General features: G+C 66.4%; 18 protein-coding genes. 10 read left to right on the top strand and 8 right to left on the bottom strand.

Going from position 1 to position 19061, the window contains the following annotated elements:
- Positions 1 to 91 precede the first annotated feature (91 nt).
- The 4 genes from OC446_RS10880 to OC446_RS10895 all read right to left on the bottom strand — a co-directional run bounded on the left by OC446_RS10880 (position 92) and on the right by OC446_RS10895 (position 4390).
- Complete coding sequence (locus tag OC446_RS10880) at positions 92 to 1183, bottom strand: ABC transporter ATP-binding protein (RefSeq protein ID WP_262029050.1); 1092 nt, start codon at positions 1181 to 1183, stop codon at positions 92 to 94.
- A gap of 25 nt (positions 1184 to 1208) precedes the next feature.
- Entirely contained in the window at positions 1209 to 2057 is an 849-nt protein-coding gene (locus OC446_RS10885) for a carbohydrate ABC transporter permease (RefSeq protein WP_262029051.1), read from the bottom strand.
- Between the two features lie 7 nt (positions 2058 to 2064).
- The gene (locus OC446_RS10890; protein ID WP_262029052.1) at positions 2065 to 3027 is read right to left on the bottom strand and encodes a carbohydrate ABC transporter permease; all 963 of its coding nucleotides are present in this window, start codon (positions 3025 to 3027) and stop codon (positions 2065 to 2067) included.
- 73 nt (positions 3028 to 3100) lie between these two features.
- Positions 3101 to 4390, bottom strand: a complete 1290-nt coding sequence (locus OC446_RS10895) for an ABC transporter substrate-binding protein (protein ID WP_262029053.1) — start codon at positions 4388 to 4390, stop codon at positions 3101 to 3103.
- A 365-nt stretch (positions 4391 to 4755) separates the two neighbouring features.
- Here OC446_RS10895 and OC446_RS10900 point away from each other — a divergent pair, with 365 nt between their 5' ends.
- Genes OC446_RS10900 through OC446_RS10920 form a run of 5 tightly spaced genes read left to right on the top strand, consistent with a single transcriptional unit; the run spans position 4756 to position 9670 of the window.
- Positions 4756 to 5637 carry a BadF/BadG/BcrA/BcrD ATPase family protein gene (locus OC446_RS10900; RefSeq protein WP_262029054.1) on the top strand — a complete coding sequence of 294 codons (882 nt, stop codon included), beginning with the start codon at positions 4756 to 4758 and terminating at the stop codon, positions 5635 to 5637.
- Positions 5634 to 6419 (top strand): GntR family transcriptional regulator, encoded by a 786-nt coding sequence (locus tag OC446_RS10905; RefSeq protein ID WP_262029055.1) that lies wholly within the window; start codon positions 5634 to 5636, stop codon positions 6417 to 6419. The genes OC446_RS10900 and OC446_RS10905 overlap by 4 nt, the downstream gene beginning before the upstream one ends.
- A 1-nt stretch (position 6420) precedes the next feature.
- Entirely contained in the window at positions 6421 to 7455 is a 1035-nt protein-coding gene (locus OC446_RS10910; RefSeq protein ID WP_262029056.1) for an SIS domain-containing protein, read from the top strand.
- Positions 7455 to 8588 carry an N-acetylglucosamine-6-phosphate deacetylase gene (nagA, locus tag OC446_RS10915; RefSeq protein WP_262029057.1) on the top strand — a complete coding sequence of 378 codons (1134 nt, stop codon included), beginning with the start codon at positions 7455 to 7457 and terminating at the stop codon, positions 8586 to 8588. The genes OC446_RS10910 and nagA overlap by 1 nt, the downstream gene beginning before the upstream one ends.
- A gap of 14 nt (positions 8589 to 8602) precedes the next feature.
- Entirely contained in the window at positions 8603 to 9670 is a 1068-nt protein-coding gene (locus OC446_RS10920; RefSeq protein ID WP_262029058.1) for a Gfo/Idh/MocA family protein, read from the top strand.
- 162 nt (positions 9671 to 9832) lie between these two features.
- Here the strand turns inward: OC446_RS10920 and OC446_RS10925 are convergent, their stop codons facing one another.
- The 4 genes from OC446_RS10925 to OC446_RS10940 all read right to left on the bottom strand — a co-directional run bounded on the left by OC446_RS10925 (position 9833) and on the right by OC446_RS10940 (position 13612).
- The gene (locus OC446_RS10925; protein ID WP_262029059.1) at positions 9833 to 10270 is read right to left on the bottom strand and encodes a GNAT family N-acetyltransferase; all 438 of its coding nucleotides are present in this window, start codon (positions 10268 to 10270) and stop codon (positions 9833 to 9835) included.
- On the bottom strand, positions 10267 to 11091 hold the full coding sequence (locus OC446_RS10930; RefSeq protein WP_262029060.1) for an ABC transporter permease: 825 nt from the start codon (positions 11089 to 11091) through the stop codon (positions 10267 to 10269). The genes OC446_RS10925 and OC446_RS10930 overlap by 4 nt, the downstream gene beginning before the upstream one ends.
- 3 nt (positions 11092 to 11094) lie before the next feature.
- Positions 11095 to 12042 carry an ABC transporter permease gene (locus tag OC446_RS10935; RefSeq protein WP_262029061.1) on the bottom strand — a complete coding sequence of 316 codons (948 nt, stop codon included), beginning with the start codon at positions 12040 to 12042 and terminating at the stop codon, positions 11095 to 11097.
- Positions 12043 to 12112: 70 nt separating this feature from the next.
- Positions 12113 to 13612, bottom strand: a complete 1500-nt coding sequence (locus OC446_RS10940) for an ABC transporter substrate-binding protein (protein WP_262029062.1) — start codon at positions 13610 to 13612, stop codon at positions 12113 to 12115.
- Between the two features lie 140 nt (positions 13613 to 13752).
- Between OC446_RS10940 and OC446_RS10945 the strand changes: the two genes are divergently transcribed.
- The 5 genes from OC446_RS10945 to OC446_RS10965 all read left to right on the top strand — a co-directional run bounded on the left by OC446_RS10945 (position 13753) and on the right by OC446_RS10965 (position 19061).
- The gene (locus OC446_RS10945) at positions 13753 to 14850 is read left to right on the top strand and encodes an anhydro-N-acetylmuramic acid kinase (protein ID WP_262029063.1); all 1098 of its coding nucleotides are present in this window, start codon (positions 13753 to 13755) and stop codon (positions 14848 to 14850) included.
- 7 nt (positions 14851 to 14857) lie between these two features.
- The gene (locus tag OC446_RS10950; RefSeq protein ID WP_262029064.1) at positions 14858 to 15877 is read left to right on the top strand and encodes a serine hydrolase domain-containing protein; all 1020 of its coding nucleotides are present in this window, start codon (positions 14858 to 14860) and stop codon (positions 15875 to 15877) included.
- Between the two features lie 108 nt (positions 15878 to 15985).
- The gene (locus OC446_RS10955; protein WP_262029065.1) at positions 15986 to 16876 is read left to right on the top strand and encodes an N-acetylmuramic acid 6-phosphate etherase; all 891 of its coding nucleotides are present in this window, start codon (positions 15986 to 15988) and stop codon (positions 16874 to 16876) included.
- Between the two features lie 41 nt (positions 16877 to 16917).
- Positions 16918 to 17826: an N-acetylglucosamine kinase gene (locus OC446_RS10960; protein WP_262029066.1), complete on the top strand. Its 909-nt coding sequence runs from the start codon at positions 16918 to 16920 to the stop codon at positions 17824 to 17826.
- A 332-nt stretch (positions 17827 to 18158) separates the two neighbouring features.
- On the top strand, positions 18159 to 19061 hold the full coding sequence (locus OC446_RS10965) for a sugar kinase (RefSeq protein WP_262029067.1): 903 nt from the start codon (positions 18159 to 18161) through the stop codon (positions 19059 to 19061).

Here is a 19061-nt window from a genome sequence, read left to right on the forward strand (position 1 = left end):
CCCGCCACCGCAACCTCATCTTTACCAGACAAGGCGCCACTCAAGTTACAAGGATGAGGGCTATGTATGGCATCCTTTAGCGGAATGGACCTCACCCCCGCCCGGCGAGCACCGACACACCCGCCGCATCGAACACATGCAGCGCGCGGCGCGGCACGTGGGCCGTGTAGGAGCCGCCGGGCGCCGCGTCGGTTTCGCCCGGGGCGCGGACGATCACGTCGTCGCCGCTCGCGAGCCTCATATAGACATAGCTCGACTCGCCGAGCTGCTCGACCGCGTCGATGGTGCCGCGCAGCGAGGCCGTGTCGGCTCCACCCACTTCCATGTGCTCGGGCCGGATGCCGATGGTCACGGGGTCGCCCGCCGACAGGCTGCCGGGTCTCACATCCACCAATGCTTCCGTTCCGGCGAACCCGATGGTGGCGCGAGGGCCCTCCATGCGCAGGACCTGCCCCTTGATGAAGTTCATCCGCGGCGAGCCGATGAAGCCCGCGACGAACAGGTTGCGGGGAGACCGGTAGAGCTCCAGCGGCGCGCCGACCTGCTCGATCCGGCCGTGGTTCATCACCACGATCTTGGACGCGAGCGTCATCGCCTCCACCTGGTCGTGGGTGACGTAGATCATCGTGGCGCCGAGGTCGCGATGCAGCTTGGCGATCTCGAGGCGCGTGTTGACGCGCAGCGCCGCATCGAGATTCGACAGCGGCTCGTCGAAGAGAAAGACGCTCGGGTTGCGCACGATGGCCCGGCCGATGGCGACGCGCTGGCGCTGGCCGCCCGAGAGTTCCCGGGGCTTGCGGTCGAGGAGCGGCGTAAGCTTCAGGATCTCCGCCGCCTGCCGCACGCGCCGGTCCGCCTCGGCCTTGTCCGTCTTGGCGAATTTCAGCCCGAAGGCCATGTTCTTGTAGACGTTCATATGCGGGTAGAGCGCATAGGACTGGAACACCATGGCGATCTTGCGATCCGCCGGCGGCAGCTCGTTCACGCGCCGGCTGTCGATCCTGATCTCGCCGCCGCTCACCGTCTCGAGGCCGGCGATGATGCGCAGCAGGGTGGACTTGCCGCAGCCGGACGGGCCGACGAAAACGACGAATTCCCCGTCCTCGACCGAGAGATCGATGTCGCGCAGGATCTCCGTCACGCCGAAGGACTTGGCAACCTTGTGCAGGGAAACTTCAGCCATCGCGATCAATTCCAACCATGAGCCGTCACTTCACCGCGCCGGCCGTGAGGCCGCGCACGAGATAACGCGAGAAGACGAGATAAAGGACGAGCACGGGCGCGATCGCCAGGGTGAGCGAGGCGAGAACGGCATTCCAGTCCGTCACGTACTGGCCGATGAATTGCTGCACGCCCAGGGTGATCGTCTGCTTGCCGTCGCCAGGTGCCAGGATCAGCGGGAACCAGAGATCGTTCCAGACCGGCACCATGGTGAACACGGCGACCGTCGCGATGGCCGGGCTGATGAGCGGCAGGATGATGCTGAAGAAGATCCGGTACTCGCTCACCCCGTCGCATCGGGCCGCATCGCGCAGGTCCTTCGGGATCTGCTGGATGAACTCGCCGAGGATCAGGATGGCGAGCGGCAAGCCTTGCGCCACATAGACGAGGATCAGCGCCGTAAGCGTGTTGACGAGGTTCAGCTCCACCATCATGCGCAGGATGCTGACGCTGCCGAGGCGGATCGGCACCATGATGCCGATGGCGAGATAGAGGCTGAGCAGGGTGTTGCCGGGGAACCTGTATTCCGTCAGCGCCCAGGCGGCCATGGCGCCGATGAGCACGATCAGCACGAGGGAGACCAGGGTCACCGTCATGCTGTTGAAGAAATAGAGCCCGAAATCCGCGTTGGCGAAAACCCTGTCGAACCCGATGGTCGTGAAGGTCTGGCCGTTGGGCAGCCCGAGCGGATCGGCGAAGATCGCGCGCCGCGTCTTGAAGGCGTTGACCAGGATGAGGAGGATCGGGCCGAGCGCCAGGATCGTGTAGAGGATCAGGGCGATGTGGACGGCGATGCGGCCAGGTCTGGCGGTCGTTCCTCTGACGGTTGGTCCCATGGCGCCCTCAGAACGTATGCCGCTGCAGCCGCCGCTGCACGCCGAAGAGATAGATCAGCACGCCGATCAGGATGATGACGAGCATGGCGGTCGCCACTGCGGCCCCCATGGTCGGGCTGCCGACCTGGAGCTGGAAGCCGAAGAAGGTGCGGTAGAAGAACGTGCCGAGAATGTCGGTGGAGAAGTTCGGTCCCGCGAGCGCGCCCTTGATCGCGTAGATCAGGTCGAACGCGTTGAAGTTGGCCACGAAGGTCAGGATCGACACCACGCCGAGCGTCGGCAGGATGAGCGGCAGGCGCACGAACCAGAACACGCTGAAAGGCCCCGCCCCGTCGACGGTCGCGGCATCCAGCAGGTCGTCGGGAATGTTCAAAAGCGCCGCATAGATGAGCATCATGGGAATGCCGACGAACTGCCAGACCGAGATGAGCGAGACCGTGAGCAGCGCCGTCGATTCCTGGCCGAGCCAGGGGCCGAAGAGGCTTCTCAGGCCCACGGCGTCGAGAAGGCTCGGCGCGATGCCCCAGAGCGGATTGAGGATGAGCTGCCAGATGAAGCCGATGATGACCACGGACAGCATGGTCGGCAGGAAGATGAGCGTGCGATAGACGCTGCCGCCGGTGAGCCGCGGCAGGCTGAGCAGCATGGCAAGCCCGAGGCCGATGCCGTTCTGCACCACCATGTGGATGGCGAAGAAGATCAGGTTGTTGCGCAGCGCGTTCCAGAACTGGCCCGACCAGTTGGGGTCCGCCAGGAGGGTTCGAAAGTTCTGCAGGCCCACGAAGCTGCGCAGACCGGTCTCGTCACCCGCGTAGAGGCTCAGGCGGATCGTATCGATCAGCGGATAGATCGAGAACAGCGTGTAGATCGCCACCGCCGGCGCGAGAAAGACCGCGATATGGACCGGAAAGCGCGACCGGGCCCGCACCGCGTCCGTCGACTGAACCTGTGAAGCCGTGAGATCGGTCATGCTGCTCCGGGCCGAAGGAGAAGGAAAGGCGGGCCGCTTTTGGGAAGCGGCCCGCCCCGTCGCGCGTCGGCGCTTACTTCTTGTGCGGCTCGTACCAGCTGGCGAGGCCGTCCTCGGCCTTCTTGGCGGCCTCTTCCGGCTTCATGCTGCCGTTCATCACCTGGGCGCTCACGTTCCAAAGCTCGTTCTCGAGGTTCGGCGTGCCGCGCGACAGGATCTGATAGGAGTTGCGGATCGAGCTCTCGCAGGTGCCGCGCCAGCCGACGAACTTCGCAGCGACCGGGTCCTTCACCTCGACCTTCGCCTTGGAGAGCGGGAAGAAGCCCGGCAGCTCGTTGGCGTAGATGTCGGCGAATTCAGGTGAGGCCACCCACGACAGGAAGGTCTTGGCCGCATCCATGTTCTTAGACTTGGCGTTGATGCCGATCGCGATGTCCGTGTGGTCGCTGATGTAGCACTTGTCGCCGTCCTTCACGACCGGCGGCGCGAAGGCGTCGAACTGGAAGTCGGCCTGCTTGCGGAAGATCGGCACGTCCCAGGAGCCGGCCGGATAGATCGCCGCGCGGCCGAGCGTGAACAGGTTCTGCGTGTCGGGATATTTCTGCGACTTGTAACCGTCGCCCATATAGGGCGCCCAACTCGCCAGTTCCTTGAACACGTCCACATAGGCCGGATCGGTGAATTTCTGCTTGCCCTCGATGAGCGCCTTGCGGCCCTCCTCGCCCTTCCAGTAGTTCACGCCGATGTTCTGGAAGCCCATGGTGGCGGCCTCCCATTGATCGGCCGTGCCCATGGCGATCGGCGTGTATTTGCCGTCGGCCTTGATCTTGTCGAGCACCGCGTGGAACTCGGCCATGGTCTTGGGCGGCGTGAGCTTCAGTTCGTCGAAGATTTCCTTGTTGAAGACGAAGCCGTGGATCACCGAGGCCATCGGCATGCAGAAGGTGGTCTTGCCGTCGTCCGTGGACCAGGCGCTCTTGGCCACGTCGGAAAAGTTCTCGATGCCCTTCACGTCGTTGACGGAGACCAGGTTGCCCTTCTTGAACAGGTCGAGGGAGGCGTCGAACGGACGGCAGGTGATGAGGTCGCCCGCCGTGCCGCCGGCGAGACGCGCGTTGAGGGCGGCATTGTATTCAGTCGGCGGATCGGCCTTGAACTGTACCTTGATGTCGGGGTGCTTCTTGTTGAAGGCCGGAATGATCTTGGTGTTCCAGACATCCGCGTCGTCGTTGCGCCAGCTCTCGATGGTGAGCGTCTGGGCCGACGCGGCATGGGCGAAAGCAAGGGCCGACGCGGCCACCGAGGCGCCCGCGAGCAGCCGTCCTGCGCGACGCAGGAAAGCTTTCGAGTGGAGTTTCGTCATCGTCTTCGTCCTCCGTGACCGAGAGGCGCTCCTGACGCCCTCGATGATGATGGCCCTCTGATTGTCCCGTGCCGGTTTTATTGCATTCTTATGCTTTTCGACGGACCAGCCTGACTGTTCCACCGGAAAGCCCTTTGGACAAGTGACCTCATATTGGTATCGGCAAAATTCAAAGACAACTCCTCTTTGTGGACGCCGCGTACAATTTGCCGGCGCTCTTATTTCGACGCTTCACCCTCTTGTCCGATGACCACCGTCAGAGCTGTGGACAACGCGACTGGAGTTTCCATCCCGGCGCCTCTTCCCGAACTGGACATTAAGTGGCATGGTGCCTGTCCGTAAGATCCTTTCCGAGATCCCCCTGCATGACCGACCTTCTGTTCCTCGGCATTGACGGCGGCGGCACCAAGTGCCGGGCGCGGCTGCGCGATGCGAAGGGAACGCTTCTGGGCGAGGGAACTGGCGGCCCGTCCAACATCCGGCTCGAACCCGAACTGGTCTGGACCTCGCTCCTGACTGCCTGCCGCGAGGCGCTCGCGCAGGCGGGACTCCAGGAGAGCGATCTCGGGCGCATCCATGCAGGCATGGGGGCGGCCGGCGCCGGGCAGACCAGCGCGGTCGAGCGCCTTCTGACGCGCCCGCATCCCTTCGCGTCCTTCGAGATCGAGACCGACGCCCACACGGCCTGGCTCGGCGCCTTCAAGGGCGGCGACGGCGCCATCCTGATCGTCGGCACGGGCTCCTGCGGCTATGGCGGCACCAGCGGCCAGTGCCATTACGTCGGCGGCTGGGGCTACGAGATTTCCGACGAGGGCAGCGGCGCCGCCATCGGGCGCGAGTTGCTGCGCCGCTGCATCTGGGCCCATGACGGCCGCATCGCCGCGACGCCGCTCTCCGATGCGGTGCTGGCCGAGTTCAAGAACGACCTCGAGATCCTGGTCGATTGGGTCGGAAAAGCCCGCCCGGCCGATTACGGACGCTACGCGCCGCTCGTCCTGCAGCACGCGGAACGGCGCGACCCTCTCGGCATCGCCATCATCGAGGACGCGGCCGCTGGATTGAGTGCGATCGGCATGCGCCTCCTCGATCTCGGGGCTCCCGCGATCTGTCTGTTCGGCGGGTTGTCGGAGCCGCTCCGCCCCTGGCTGTCGCCGCCCGTGCAGCGCACCCTCGCGGACCCCATGGTCGACGCGCTCGACGGGGCCATCCTGCTCGCCCGTATGGCTCTCGGGGAGCCGCGGCCATGAACGAGCAATCCAGCGAACCGCTCGCCTTCGTGCCCCTGGACGAAGGCAATCCCACGCCGCTCTATCTCCAGCTCCAGCAATCCATCGAGGAGGCTGTCCGCAAGGGAGCCCTCAAGGCCGACGCGGCGCTGCCGGGCGAGCGGGACCTCGCCAAGCAGCTCGGCATTTCGCGCGTCACGGTGCGCAAGGCCATCACCGGCCTGGTGCAGAAGGGCGTGCTCGTCCAGCGCTGGGGTTCGGGCACCTTCATCGCCCCGCAGATGCGCCTCGAACAGCCCCTGTCCCGCCTGTCGAGCTTCACGGACGACATGTCGGCCCGGGGTCTGAACTCCTCGGCCGTGATGCTGAGCCGCTCGACCGGGCCGGCCTCCACGGACGAGCTGATGGCGCTCGGCCTCTCGCCGGGCGACCTCGTCAGCCGCGTCAACCGCCTGCGCCTCGCCAACGGCATTCCCATGGCGATCGAGAACGCGGTCATTCCCTCGAAGGTCCTGCCCGATCCCTCCCTCGTCAAGCAGTCACTCTATGCGGTGCTGCACGAGCACGGCTTCATGCCGACCCGCGCCCTGCAGCGCCTGCATGCGGTTCTCCTGAACGAGGAACAGGCCTCGCTGCTGGGCGTTGCGCCTCGGAGTCCCGCGCTCTACATCGAACGTCGCTCGTTCACCGCCACGGGCGAAGTCGTCGAGTTCACCTCGTCCTACTACCGGGGCGATGCCTATGATTTCGTGGCCGAGCTGACCATCAGCCAGCCCGAACGGATGCACAATGATGATACCTGACATGAATGCTTCTTCCCCGACCGCCATGCTGCGCGAGGCGCAGGAGGCGCCGCAGGTCGTGGCGCGCCTGCTCGAGAGCAACGCGCCCCTGTGCCGCGAGCTCGGCGAGCGCCTGCGCGCCTCGCCGCCGCCTTTCGCCGTCACCTGCGCGCGCGGCAGCTCGGACAACGCGGCGACCTTCGTCAAATACCTGCTCGAGATTCATTCCGGCCTCGTCACCGCCTCAGTCGGCCCGTCCGTGACCTCCGTCTACGAGGCGCGCCCGCGCATGCGCGACGCGCTGTTCCTCGCCGTGTCCCAATCGGGCCGCAGCCCCGACATCCTCAACCTCGCCCAGGCCGGTCGCGACGACGGCGCCCTGACGGTGGCGCTGGTCAACGACACGACCTCGCCTCTCGCCTCCACTTGCGAAGTGGTGCTGCCGCTCCATGCCGGTGCCGAGAAGAGCGTCGCGGCCACCAAATCCTTCATCGCGGCGCTCGCCGCCGGCTTGCAGCTCGTCGCGCATTGGTCGCAGGATCAGGAGCTTCTGGCCGCGCTCGACACCTTGCCGGACGTGCTCGCGAAGGCCGCCGCCACCGATTGGTCGGCGGCGCTGCCTGCGCTTTCCGACGCCGACAACCTGTTCGTCGTGGGGCGCGGCGTGGGCTTCGCCGTCGCGCAGGAAGCCGCCCTCAAGCTCAAGGAGACCTCCGGCGTGCACGCCGAGGCGATGAGCGCCGCCGAGCTGATGCACGGCCCGTGGACGCTCGCGGGCGATCACTTCCCGATCCTGGTGCTCAGCCAGCGCGACGAGACCCTGAGCGGCGTCAACGATCTCGTGACGAAGCTCGACGAGCAGGGCGTGCCCGTGATCGTGGCCGGGGCCGCCGAGGGCCGCGCCAGCGTCGCCCTGCCGGGCATCGAGGCGCATCCCTATCTCGCCCCCATCGCGCTCATCCAGAGCTTCTATCCCCTCGTGAATGCCATTGCGCTGGCGCGCGGCCGCAATCCCGACAGCCCGCCGCGCCTGCGCAAGGTGACGGAGACCGTCTGATGCCCATCGCCCTCGTGGGAGCCCGCGTCTTCGACGGCGCGCACATGCTCGACGGCCGCGCCGTCGTGATCGAGAACGGCCGCATCCTCGACCTGCCGCCTGCGCAGGACCTGGGCGCCGGGATCGAGCGTCGCCGGATCGAGGGGCTGCTCGCGCCCGGCTTCATCGACGTGCAGGTCAATGGCGGCGGCGGCGTGCTCTACAACGACGTGCGCAGCCCCGACGGCATCCGGACCATTGCCGAGGCGCACCGCGCCTACGGCACCACGGGCCTTCTGCCGACCTTCATCACCGACACCCGCGAGACCATGGCCGAAGCCGTGGAGGCGATGCGCCAGGCCCTGGCCGCGCGCGTGCCCGGCGTGCTCGGCATCCATCTCGAGGGGCCCTTCATCAGCCCCGAGCGCAAGGGCGTGCACAACCCCGCCTTCATCCGCCCGATGGAGGAGGAGGACATCGCAATCCTGACCTCGCTCACCGAGGGCCGCACCCTCGTGACGCTGGCGCCCGAGCGCACCGGCATGGAGGCGATCGCGCGCCTCGCCGCGGCGGGCGTGCTGGTCTGCGCCGGCCACACGGCGAGCGACTATGCGACGATCATGGAAGCCGCGCGCCACGGCCTGCGCGGCTTCACCCATCTCTACAACGCCATGCCGCCACTCGCCGGGCGCGATCCGGGCCCGGTGGGCGCGGCGCTCGACAGCCCGGACACCTGGTGCGGCCTCATCGTCGACGGGCACCATGTGAGCGATGCGGCATTGCGGGTCGCCGTCGCGGCCAAGGGGACCGAGCACATGATGCTCGTGACCGACGCCATGTCGGTGACCGGCACGGATCTCACCAGCTTCGACCTGCACGGCCGCACGATCTACCGCCGCGACGGCCGGCTCACCACGCAGGATGGAACGCTCGCGGGCTCCGATCTCGACATGGCGGGCGCCGTGCGCAACAGCGTGAAGCGGCTGGGCCTCGGCCTGCCGGACGTGCTGCGCATGGCCTCGCTGATCCCCGCCCGGTTCCTGCGCCTCGATCACGAACTGGGCCGCATTGCGCCGGGCTATCGCGCCGACCTCGTCCTCCTCGACGAGAGCCTACAGGTGCGGCAGACTTGGATCGGCGGCAACAGCAACTGAACGGGATTCTTTCGATGAGCGCACAACGGGTTCTCGTGGTCGGGCTCGGGAACATGGGCCTGTCCCATGCCCTCGCCTACAGCCGGATCGACGGCTACGAGATTGCGGGGCTCTGCACGCGCAATATCGATGGCCTGGACCTTCCGGCCGCCTTGCAGGGCGCACCGCGTTTTTCCGATTTCGAGGAAGCCCTTGAGGCCGTGAAACCTGACGTCGTGTCGATCAACACCTGGTCCGACACCCATGCGCCCTATGCCATCCGTGCCATGGAGGCGGGCGCGCATGTCTTCGTGGAGAAGCCGCTCGCCGATAATGTCGCGGATGCGGAACGCGTGGTTGAGACGGCGATGCGAACAGGACGCAAGCTCGTCATCGGCTACATCCTTCGCCACCATCCCTCCTGGATCAGGTTCATCGAGATTGCCAGGACGCTGGGCACGCCCCACGTGTTCCGCATGAACCTCAATCAGCAATCGAGCGGGACGGCCTGGGAGGCGCACAAGCGCCTGCTGCAATCCCTCTCCCCCATCGTCGATTGCGGCGTGCATTACGTGGACGTGATGTGCCAGATCACGAAGGCGAAGCCCGTGCAGGTCCATGGCGTCGGCACGCGCCTGACAGACGACATGCCGGCCGGCATGTACAATTACGGGCACCTCCACGTGACCTTCGACGACGGTTCGGTCGGCTGGTACGAGGCCGGATGGGGCCCGATGATGAGCGAGACGGCCTATTTCGTGAAGGACGTGATCGGCCCGAAGGGCAGCGTGAGCATCGTCATGGCCGAGACGGCCGGCGGGATCCGCTCGGACGACGTCAACGCGCATACCAAGACCAACCAGATCCTGCTGCACCACGCGGCGCTCAAGGACGATGGCAGCTTCGCGAAAGCCGACGAGCGCATCAGCACCACGGACGAGCCCGACCACGACGCCCTCTGCGAGCGCGAGCAGCGCTTCCTCCTACGGGCGATCCGCGAGGACCTGGACCTGACGGATCACATGAACGACGCCGTCCGCTCGCTGCGCATCGTCCTCGCCGCCGACGAGGCCGTGCGCACGGGACGAGTCATTTCGCTCTAACAAACGCTAGAACTTACCTCCACCCTCATCCTGAGGAGGATTGCGCGAGCAATCCGTCTCGAAGGAGGTTCCAGAGAGCACTGGATGCTCCTTCGAGACGGCGCTACGCGCCTCCTCAGGATGAGGTGAGTGAATGTAAGTGGCCTTGGTGCCGACTGTAGATCAGCTTTTCTCATAGAGAACGAAGCTGCGGCTGCGGCCCGCGAATTCCCGCTCGTATTCCCGGGACACCCGCCAGCCGTAGCGCTCGTAGAACCGGCGCGCGGCATGGTTGTCGCGGAAGCATTCGAGTCTTCTTGCGCCGCGTTCTTCCGCCTCGCGCAGCAGGAGCGCACCGCCGCCTTTACCACTCGCATTGGGATCCATGAACAGCATGTCGATATGGCCATCGGTCATGAGCAGGAACCCAGCCGGGCCGCCATCGGCGAGCGCGACCAGCATGCGCGGCCACGAGGCGGTGAACCGCTCGGCGAAGAAGGCGGCGTCGCGGCCTGCGAGCACGTCCTGCTCCAGGATGTCCGCGAAAGCGGTCCGGTAGGATCGCTCGGCGATGGCCGACAGGGCCGGGGTGTCCTCAGGCCTAGCCGGTCGCACGATCACGATTGGCCCCGCAGGCGCGGATCGAGCGTATCGCGCAGGGCATCGCCCAGAAGATTGAACCCGAAGGACAGGAACAGGATCGCGAAGCCGGCGAAGATCGCGCTCCAGGGCGAGAGCATGAGGAAGTTGCGGCCTTCCGACAGCATCAGGCCGAGCGACGGCGTCGGCGGCTGCGTGCCGAGGCCGAGGAACGACAGTGAGGCCTCGACCAGGATGGCGGCTGACAGCAGAAGGCTCGTCTGGACCAGGATGACGGAGGCGAGGTTCGGCAGGATGTGCAGGAAGATGATGCGAGCATCCGAGGCCCCGATGGCTTTCGCGCCCGCCACGTATTCGCTCTCGCACAGGACGAGCGCCGGGCCGCGCAGGAGGCGTGCGAAGATCGGCGTGTAGACCACCGCGATGGCGGCGGCCGCACTGTAGGTGTGCGGACCCAGAACGGCGATGATGCCGATGGCGAGCAGCATCACCGGGAAGGCGAAGAGCACGTCCATGACGCGCATGATGATGCGGTCGAGCCAGCCGCGGTAATACGCAGCGATGAGGCCGAGCGCGCCGCCGGCGAAGAGCGCGATGCCGACCGCGATCAGGCAGGCGATGAGCGAGGTGCGGTAGCCGTAGAGGATGCGCGTCAGCACGTCCCGGCCGAGCTGATCCGTGCCGAACCAGTTGAGCCAGGAGGGCGGGCGCAGGCGCCGCGCGACGCTCTGCGCCATGGGATCATAGGGCGCGAAGAGCGGCGCCCCGAGGGCGAGGATGAGCTGGATCGCCACCAGGACGACGGCGAAGGCGAGAAGCTTGTTCTTGGCCAGTTGCTTCACGGCTCAGGCCCTCACGCGCGGATCGACGACGATGTAGAGGAAGTCGACGAGAAAGTTCACGAACACGAAGCCTGCCGTCACCACCAGGATGGTGGCCTGGATCAGCGGATAATTGCGCTCGGCGATGGCGCCGAGGATCAGGCGGCCGAGCCCCGGGATGGCGAAGACCTGCTCGACCACGATGGCGCCGCCGAGCAGATAGCCGGTCATGATGCCCACGCTGGTGAGAAACGGGATCAGCGCATTGCGCAGGGCGTGCTTGTAGACCACGCGGCGCTCCGGCAGGCCCTTGGCGCGGGCGGTGCGCACGTAATCCTGCCCCAGCGCGTCGAGCATGGCCGAGCGCACGAGGCGCGAGAGATTGGCGAGGATCGGCAGCGCCAGGGCGAAGGCGGGCAGCATCATGCGCTGGAGATTGCCGACGGGATCCTCCGAGAACGGCACGTAGCCGAGCGACGCGAAGCCTGGCGCCCAGGCGGAGAGGAGCAGGATGAGCACGATGCCGAGCCAGAAGGAGGGAATCGTCAGGCCCGCGATGGCGGAGACGCGCATGGCCACATCGGCCGCGCCGCCGCGGGTCTGCGCCATCAGGCAGCCAACCGGCACGGCGAGAACCGCCCCGACGAGGAGCGCGAGAAAGGTGAGCTCCAGCGTCGGCCACAGGTGCAGGAGGATTTCGGTCGAGACCGGACGGCCAGTCCAGAGCGAGGTGCCGAAATCGCCGCGAAGCGCGGATCCGGCCCAGAGCAGGTATTGCTCGACAATCGGACGGTCGAGCCCGACGCGGCGGTTCAGCTCCGCCATGCGCTCGGGGGTGATCTCGGTGTTCGCGCCCAGCATGATCGCCACCGCGTCGCCGGGGATCATCCGGATCATCAGGAACACGATGATCGACACGCCGAAAAGGACGATGACGAGGTCGATGAGGCGTGCGAGCAGGACGCGGTTCATGCGGACGGGCTCTCTTCAAACAAAGATCCCGGCGCCGCGCGAAGGCGGCGCCGGGATGATGGCGGATGGATCAGTAGGATGCGTTGCGCAGCATCAGGAGCGAGCGGTTCGGCATCGTCTCGAAGCCCTGCAGCTTGCTGTTCATGGCCGAGAACAGGGTGCCGTAGGTCAGGTGCGCCACCGGACCCGAGCAGGCGAGCTTCTGCTGCACCTTGTCGTAGGCGGCTTTGCGCGCGGCCTGGTCCTGCTGGGTGCGCGCCTGATCGAGCAGCCCGTCGATCTCAGCGTCCGAATACTTGAACACGTTGGTCGAGCCGCCGGTGCGGAACGTGCGATAGAAGTAATCGTCCGGATCGGGCTGGCCGGCATTGATCGAGGCGAACAGGTCGAAGTTGCTGTTGCGCCAATCCTGGATGAACTGGCCCTGCTCCTGGTTGACGAGCTCGACCTTGAAGCCCGCCTTGTTCAGCTGCTCCTGCACCACCTGGGCGATGTCCTTGATGTCCTGGCGCGGCAGGACCTTCATGGTGACGGAAACCGGCGTGGCGACGCCCGCTTCCTTCAACAGCGCCTGCGCCTTTGCAGGATCGGGCTTGTAGCAGGCGAACTTGCTCACATCGAGCGCCCAGTTCTTCAGGGCCGGCGACAGCGGGCCGCCGGGAACGCCGGCGCCGAAGAGCGCCGCGTCGACGATCTCCTGGCGGTTGATGGCGTAGTTCACGGCCTCGCGCACCTTCGGATTGTCGAAGGGGGGCTTCGACACGTTCATGCCGATGAGCGTGTAGGCGAGATCCATGGTCTCGGAGAGCTTCACGTTCGGCTTGCCCTTGAGCTGCAGGGCCGTGGCCGCGTCGATGTTGGGCAGGAGTGCGTATTGGCCGTTGGTCAGGCCGACCTGGCGGGTCGCCGATTCGGGCACGATGTTGAACTTGAGGCCTGCGAGCTTCGGCATGCCCTTGTCCCAATAGGCCTCGTTCTTCGTGAGAAGGATGAAGCCGTTGGGCTGCCATTCCTGGAACTTGAAGGGGCCGGTGCCGACGGGCGCCTTCTGCAGGGCGTCCTTGTTCGCCTCCATGCTGCCCGGCACGATAGCGATGGTGGCAAGCGAGCTCAGGAGCGCGGCTGACGGCTCCTTCAGCTTCAGCTCCACGGTCGTGGGATCGACCGCGTTGGCGCTCTCAATCGCCGAGAGGCGGCTCGCGAGCGGCGAGGCGATGTCCTTGCTCAGCACACGGTTGAGCGAAGCGACCACGTCCTTGGCCTCCATGGCGGAGCCGTCATGGAATTTCACGCCCTGGCGCAGCTTGAAGGTATAGCCCTTGCCGTCCGGCGCGGCGGTCCAGGATTCGGCCAGACCCGGGACGATCTTCAGGTCCTTGTCGACGGCCGTGAGGCCCTCGTAGATGTTGCCGTTCACCACCATGAAGCTCGGGAAAGCCGTGATGAGATGCGGATCGAGACCCGTGGGGCCGTTATCCGCTCCGATCTCCAGAACCTGAGCCGAGGCGGAGGCCATCGCCGCCACCATGAAACCTGCACCGATTGCGCTGCGCAGTGCTGACCTGACCATGCGTCTTTTCTCCCTTGGAAGCCGCCGGGGATTTATAGGCCATCGGCGGGAGCCTGTCATGGTCCAATCTCATACCACTCTGGACCAGTTCAGCGCCTGTGCTATGGTCGGGCGGTCATTCAGAGCATCCCGGAGCCCCCATGTCGCAACGTCCCCTCGTCAAAGCCATCGGCGTGATCAGCGGCACGTCCATGGACGGCATCGACGTGTCCGTCGTGGACACGGACGGCGACACCGTCGTGAACCCGGGACCGGGACGGACCTTCTCCTATCCGGACGATCTGAGAAAAACCCTCCAGGCGCTCATCGCCCAGCCGGAGCGGGCGCAGAGCGAGCCGCTCGAGGAGCTCGAACGGGCGGTGACGGACGCGCATATCGCGGCGATCCGGCGCTTCATGTCGGAAACCGGCATCGCCTCCGGCGACGTAAGCCTGATCGGCTTTCACGGTCAGACCGTCTATCACCGGCCGGAGGTGCGCTTCACGCGCCAGCTCGGCCTCGGCGACCGGGTCGCGGCGACGCTCGGCATCGACACGGTCCACCGCTTCCGCCATGCGGACGTGGCCTCGGGCGGCGAAGGCGCGCCCTTCGTGCCGCTCTATCACCGGGCCCTGGCGAGCGGGCTTGCCCAGCCTCTCATGATCCTCAATCTCGGCGGCGTCGGAAACGTCACCTATATCGACCACGATACGGTGATTGCCTTCGACACCGGCCCGGCGAGCGCGCTCCTCGACGATTTCATCCTGCGCCGCCGGGGCCTGAGCTTCGACGAGAACGGACAGCTCGCGGCCTCGGGCCGGGCGGATGCGAAGCTCGTCATGGAGTTCATGCTCAATCCGTTCTTCGACCGCCCGGCCCCGAAATCCCTCGATCGTCAGGATTTTCATGCCCGCGCCAAGGGCGTGGAGGCCTTGTCCGACGCGGATGGCGCCGCGACCCTGGCGGAGTTCACGATCCAGTCCGTCATCGCGTCCCTGCGCCACGTTCCCCGCGCGCCGCAACGCTGGCTCGTCACCGGCGGCGGACGGCGCAACGCGCATTTCATGAAGCGCCTGCACGCGGAACTCGGCGTGCCCGTCGCCCCGGTCGAGGCTGTGGGATGGGACGGCGATTTCCTGGAGGCGCAGGCCTTCGGCTATCTGGCCGTGCGCTCCACCCTCGGCCTGCCGCTCAGCCTTCCCACCACGACGGGCGTGCCGCATCCCATGCCCGGCGGTGAACTGAACCGCGCGGCGTGAACGCATCATGGCTCTGACGTCCCTGATCGACCGGGCCTTCGCGCCCGCCGCCGCGTCCGTTCGCGACGGCAGGATCCCCGGCGCCGTGCTCGGCCTCGTCACGGCCGACGGCGAGCGGGCCGTGCAATGGGCAGGCCACGCGCAGATCGAGCCGGAGCGCCACGATGTTTCCCGTGAAACATGGTTCGACCTCGCGTCCCTCACCAAGGTCATCTTCACCACGACACGCATCCTGCATCTGGTGGAAGCGGGCCGGATCGCGCTCGACGATCCGCTCGTGACGGTCATTCCCGACCTACGCCAATACGACGTGAACGCGGCGGAGCGGCGGCTCACCTTCCGCCAATGCCTCGCGCATCAGACGCATCTGCCCGCCGTCGAGCCGCTCTACACCTACGGTCAGGACCCGAATACCCTGCGCGCCTTCATCCTGCAGCGCGTCTGGCAAAGCGGACCTCCGGTCTATTCCGACATCAACTTCATGCTGCTCGGCATCGCCATCGAGCGCATCACCGGACAGGCGCTGATCGACCAGCCCCTGCCCGAGCGTTTCTCCTTCCGGCCGGACCCGAAGCTGTGCGCCGCGACCGAGAAGGACACGTGGCGCGGACGCATCGTCCGCGGCGAGGTGCATGACGAGAACGCTTTCGCCCTCGGCGGCGCCTCGGGCCATGCGGGACTGTTCGGCACCATCGACGGCGTGCTCGATTTCGCCCATTCGCTTCTCGACGGCTCAGTCCTTTCGCCCGAATCCATCAAGGCCATCCGCACGCGCGAATCGGAGAAGCGCACGGTCGGATGGGAGGGCTTCCATCCGGGCTGGCACGGGGGCGATTCCTGCTCCTCAGACACTATCGGTCACACGGGCTTCACGGGCACCGGTCTATGGCTCGATTTCGAGCGTGGCCTCGCCTGGTCGCTGCTCACCAACCGCGTCCATCCGAGCCGTCACACGGACAGTGGGATCCTCCCCTTGCGCCGTGCAACGGCCGAGCAGGTAATCGCGTTGTTCGACCGAACCGCATGACTTTAAGGATGCCGACAGAAAGTTGATCGCAGCCCCGTCTGGGCTCGTTCAAACCGTTGTGAAGGATCGCCAACTGGTCCTATATTGGTCTGGAAGAAAGTTGGCACAATGGCGACAGAACATTTCAGCACCCGCTACCAGGATCTCGACACCTGGCCGAGCCTCGACGTCCTCTCGGCTTTCTATGAAGGCCAGCTTGCAGCGGTAGCCGCCGTCAGGCCCTCCCTCCCGGCCATCGCGGCCGCGGCGGAAGAGGCGGTGAAGCGCCTGCGCCGGGGCGGGCGGCTCGTCTATGCGGGCGCCGGCACCTCGGGCCGCATCGGCGTCCAGGACGGAACGGAACTGCCTCCGACCTTCAACTGGCCCGACGACCGGGTGGTCTATCTCATCGCCGGCGGCCAGGGCGCCATCATGCAGGCGGTCGAGAACGCGGAGGATTCGGTCGAGGAAGGCATCGCGGGAATCCGCAATAATAATATCGGCCCGGACGACGTGGTGATCGGCGTCGCGGCCAGCGGCCGGACACCCTTCACCATCGCGGCGCTCAAGGAAGCGGCCTCGCGCGGCGCGCAGACCATCGGCATCTCCAACAATCCCGACACGCCCATTCTGGATGCCTGTTCGCACCCGATTCTCGCCGATACGGGCGAGGAGGTGATCGCAGGCTCGACCCGCATGAAGGCGGGCACGGCGCAGAAGATCATTCTCAATCTCCTGTCCACCCTGATCATGGTCCGCATGGACCGGGTCTATCGCGGCCTCATGGTCAACATGCGGGCGACGAACGCGAAGCTGCGCCGCCGCAGCGAGATCATGGTGTCGCAGATCACCGATTGCGACGACGACACGGCCATCGAGGCGATCCGGCAATCGGACGGCGACCTGAAGACCGCCGTTCTCATCGCGCTCGGCGCGAGCCTGGAGGATGCGCGCGGCGCGCTCGCGCGAAACGGTGGCAATCTGCGCAAAGCCCTGGCAGACTTCGGCAAGACTGCATAAGGGCCGGCCGGTCACCCGGCTGAAACAAGAGGCGACAGGTCATGGGGCTGGGGCTTGGCATCGACGCGGGTGGCACCGCCACGCGCTGGCGGCTGGCGGATATGGGCGGCCAATGCGTGGCCCAGGGCTCCGTCGCTCCCCTGACCGGCCATCTCTTCTCCGCCGCCGCCGAGGAGCGCGCCCGCCAGATCGTCCTCGACATGGCCCAGGCGGTGATGAAGCAGGGCCGGCCGCTCGGCATCATCGCGGGCATCACGGGGCTGACCCGCGACACCCCCGCCGAGGCGACCATGCGTTCCATGTTCGCGGAAACATTCGAGCTCGCGCCCGACAAGGTCTTCGTCGCGGAGGACATGTGGATCGCCTACCTGTCCTATTTCGCCCTGGGCGAAGGCATCCTGGTCTATAGCGGCACCGGCTCCATCGGCTATTACCTGTCGGACGACAAGGAGGTCATCCGGGTCGGCGGACGCGGCAACCTGATCGACGACGGCGGCTCCGGCTTCTGGATCGCCCGAGAGGCCCTCAAGGCGGTCCTGCGCGCCGAGGAGGAGAGCCCAGGAGCGGGTTGGACGATGATCCTCGGCACCTGCCTCGCCAAGGCGCTGGGCGGCACGGATTGGAACATCGTGCGCTCCTTCGTCTATGGCGGCGATCGCGGCAAGATCGGCTCCCTCGCCCGCGCCGTGGGCGAGGCGGCCCAGGCCGGTGATGAAACCGCGCTGCGGATCCTGAAAGACGCAGGCGAGGAGCTGGCCCGCCTCGCCAATGCGCTGATCAAGCGCCTCGGCCCCCGGCCCGTGGCTCTGGTGGGCGGCTCGGCGCGCCTTCACCCGGTCCTGTCGAACGCCTTCCGGAAGCGGCTGGTGGCGCCGGTCGAGTTCATCGCCACCGACCTGGACGCCGCCCTTACGGCCGCCCGGCTGGCGGCCACGCTCAACAAGGTGTGATGCAGGATCGAGACCGCCCCGTGCGGCTGCCGTAGGCCAGGCCGGGGATCCACGATCAAGTGCAACGCCATGGATCCCCTGCCCGCATTGTGTGCGCCGGAGATGACGCCCTCCACGTCATGGCCGTCCCCGGACTGGATCCGGGGATCAGTCCCGGCTATCCCGATCCGGTGAGGCTCGCCGCTTCAATCCATCGGGATCACCGGCACGAGGCCGGTGATGACATGGGAGGGCGCGCGTCGCCCAACCCACGAGCCTGGAAGAGCTTGCCTAATCGGCCCTGCTCGTCCAAGACTTCCGGCATCGTATCCAGATCCGAGACGATTTCAGCGATGCATGCTCTCTTCGTGGGCCAGACCTATATCGACGTGACCTTCCTGGCGGACGAGCTTCCGACCGGGGACGAGAAAACCGTGGCGCGGGATTATGCGATCTCGTTCGGCGGCAACGCGGTCACGGCCGCCTTCGCGTGCGCCAAGCTCGGAATCGCCCCCGACCTGCTGACCTCCATCGCGGACGACTGGCTCGGCCGCATGTTCATCGACATGGCGGCGAAATACGGGATCTCGGTGCACCACCGTAAGGTCCACGAATCGTCCCTGTCCTTCATCATGCCCCGGGGCGGCAAGCGCGCCATCGTCCGCTGCCGCGACGACCATTACCTGCATCCGGTACCGCCGCTGAACCTCCAGGGCTGCAAGGCCCTGCATCTCGACGGCCACCAGGCGGATGCGGCCATGCACTACGCCAGGATCTGCCGCGAATCCGGCATTCTCACCTCCCTCGACGGCGGCGGCCTGCGCTCCAACACCCATGAGCTCCTGGAGTTCATCGACGTGGCCATCGTGGCCGAGCGTCTGTGCGAGCAGATGGACCTGAGCCCGTCCGGGATGCTGGACTACCTCAAGAGCCGCGGCTGCAAGATCGGCGGCGTGACCCTCGGCGAGCGCGGCCTCGTCTGGTACGACGAGACCGGGCAGGAAAGCGTCCTGCCGGCCCTGAACGTTCCCGGCGAGGCGGTGGTCGACACCAACGGCGCCGGCGACATCTTCCACGGTGCCTATGTCTATTCCGCCATGGCCCGTCCCGACCTGCCCTGGCGTGAGCACTTCATCTTCGCCCGCGCGGCGTCCGCCCACGCGATCCAGCATCTCGGCAACGAAGCGAGCCTTCCGTCCATCGAGGACATTGCCCAGGTGCAGGAGCGTTACACGGAGCGCAAGCTGGCCGCCTGA

The organism is Microvirga sp. Mcv34, assembly GCF_024519725.1.
Taxonomy (GTDB): domain Bacteria; phylum Pseudomonadota; class Alphaproteobacteria; order Rhizobiales; family Beijerinckiaceae; genus Microvirga.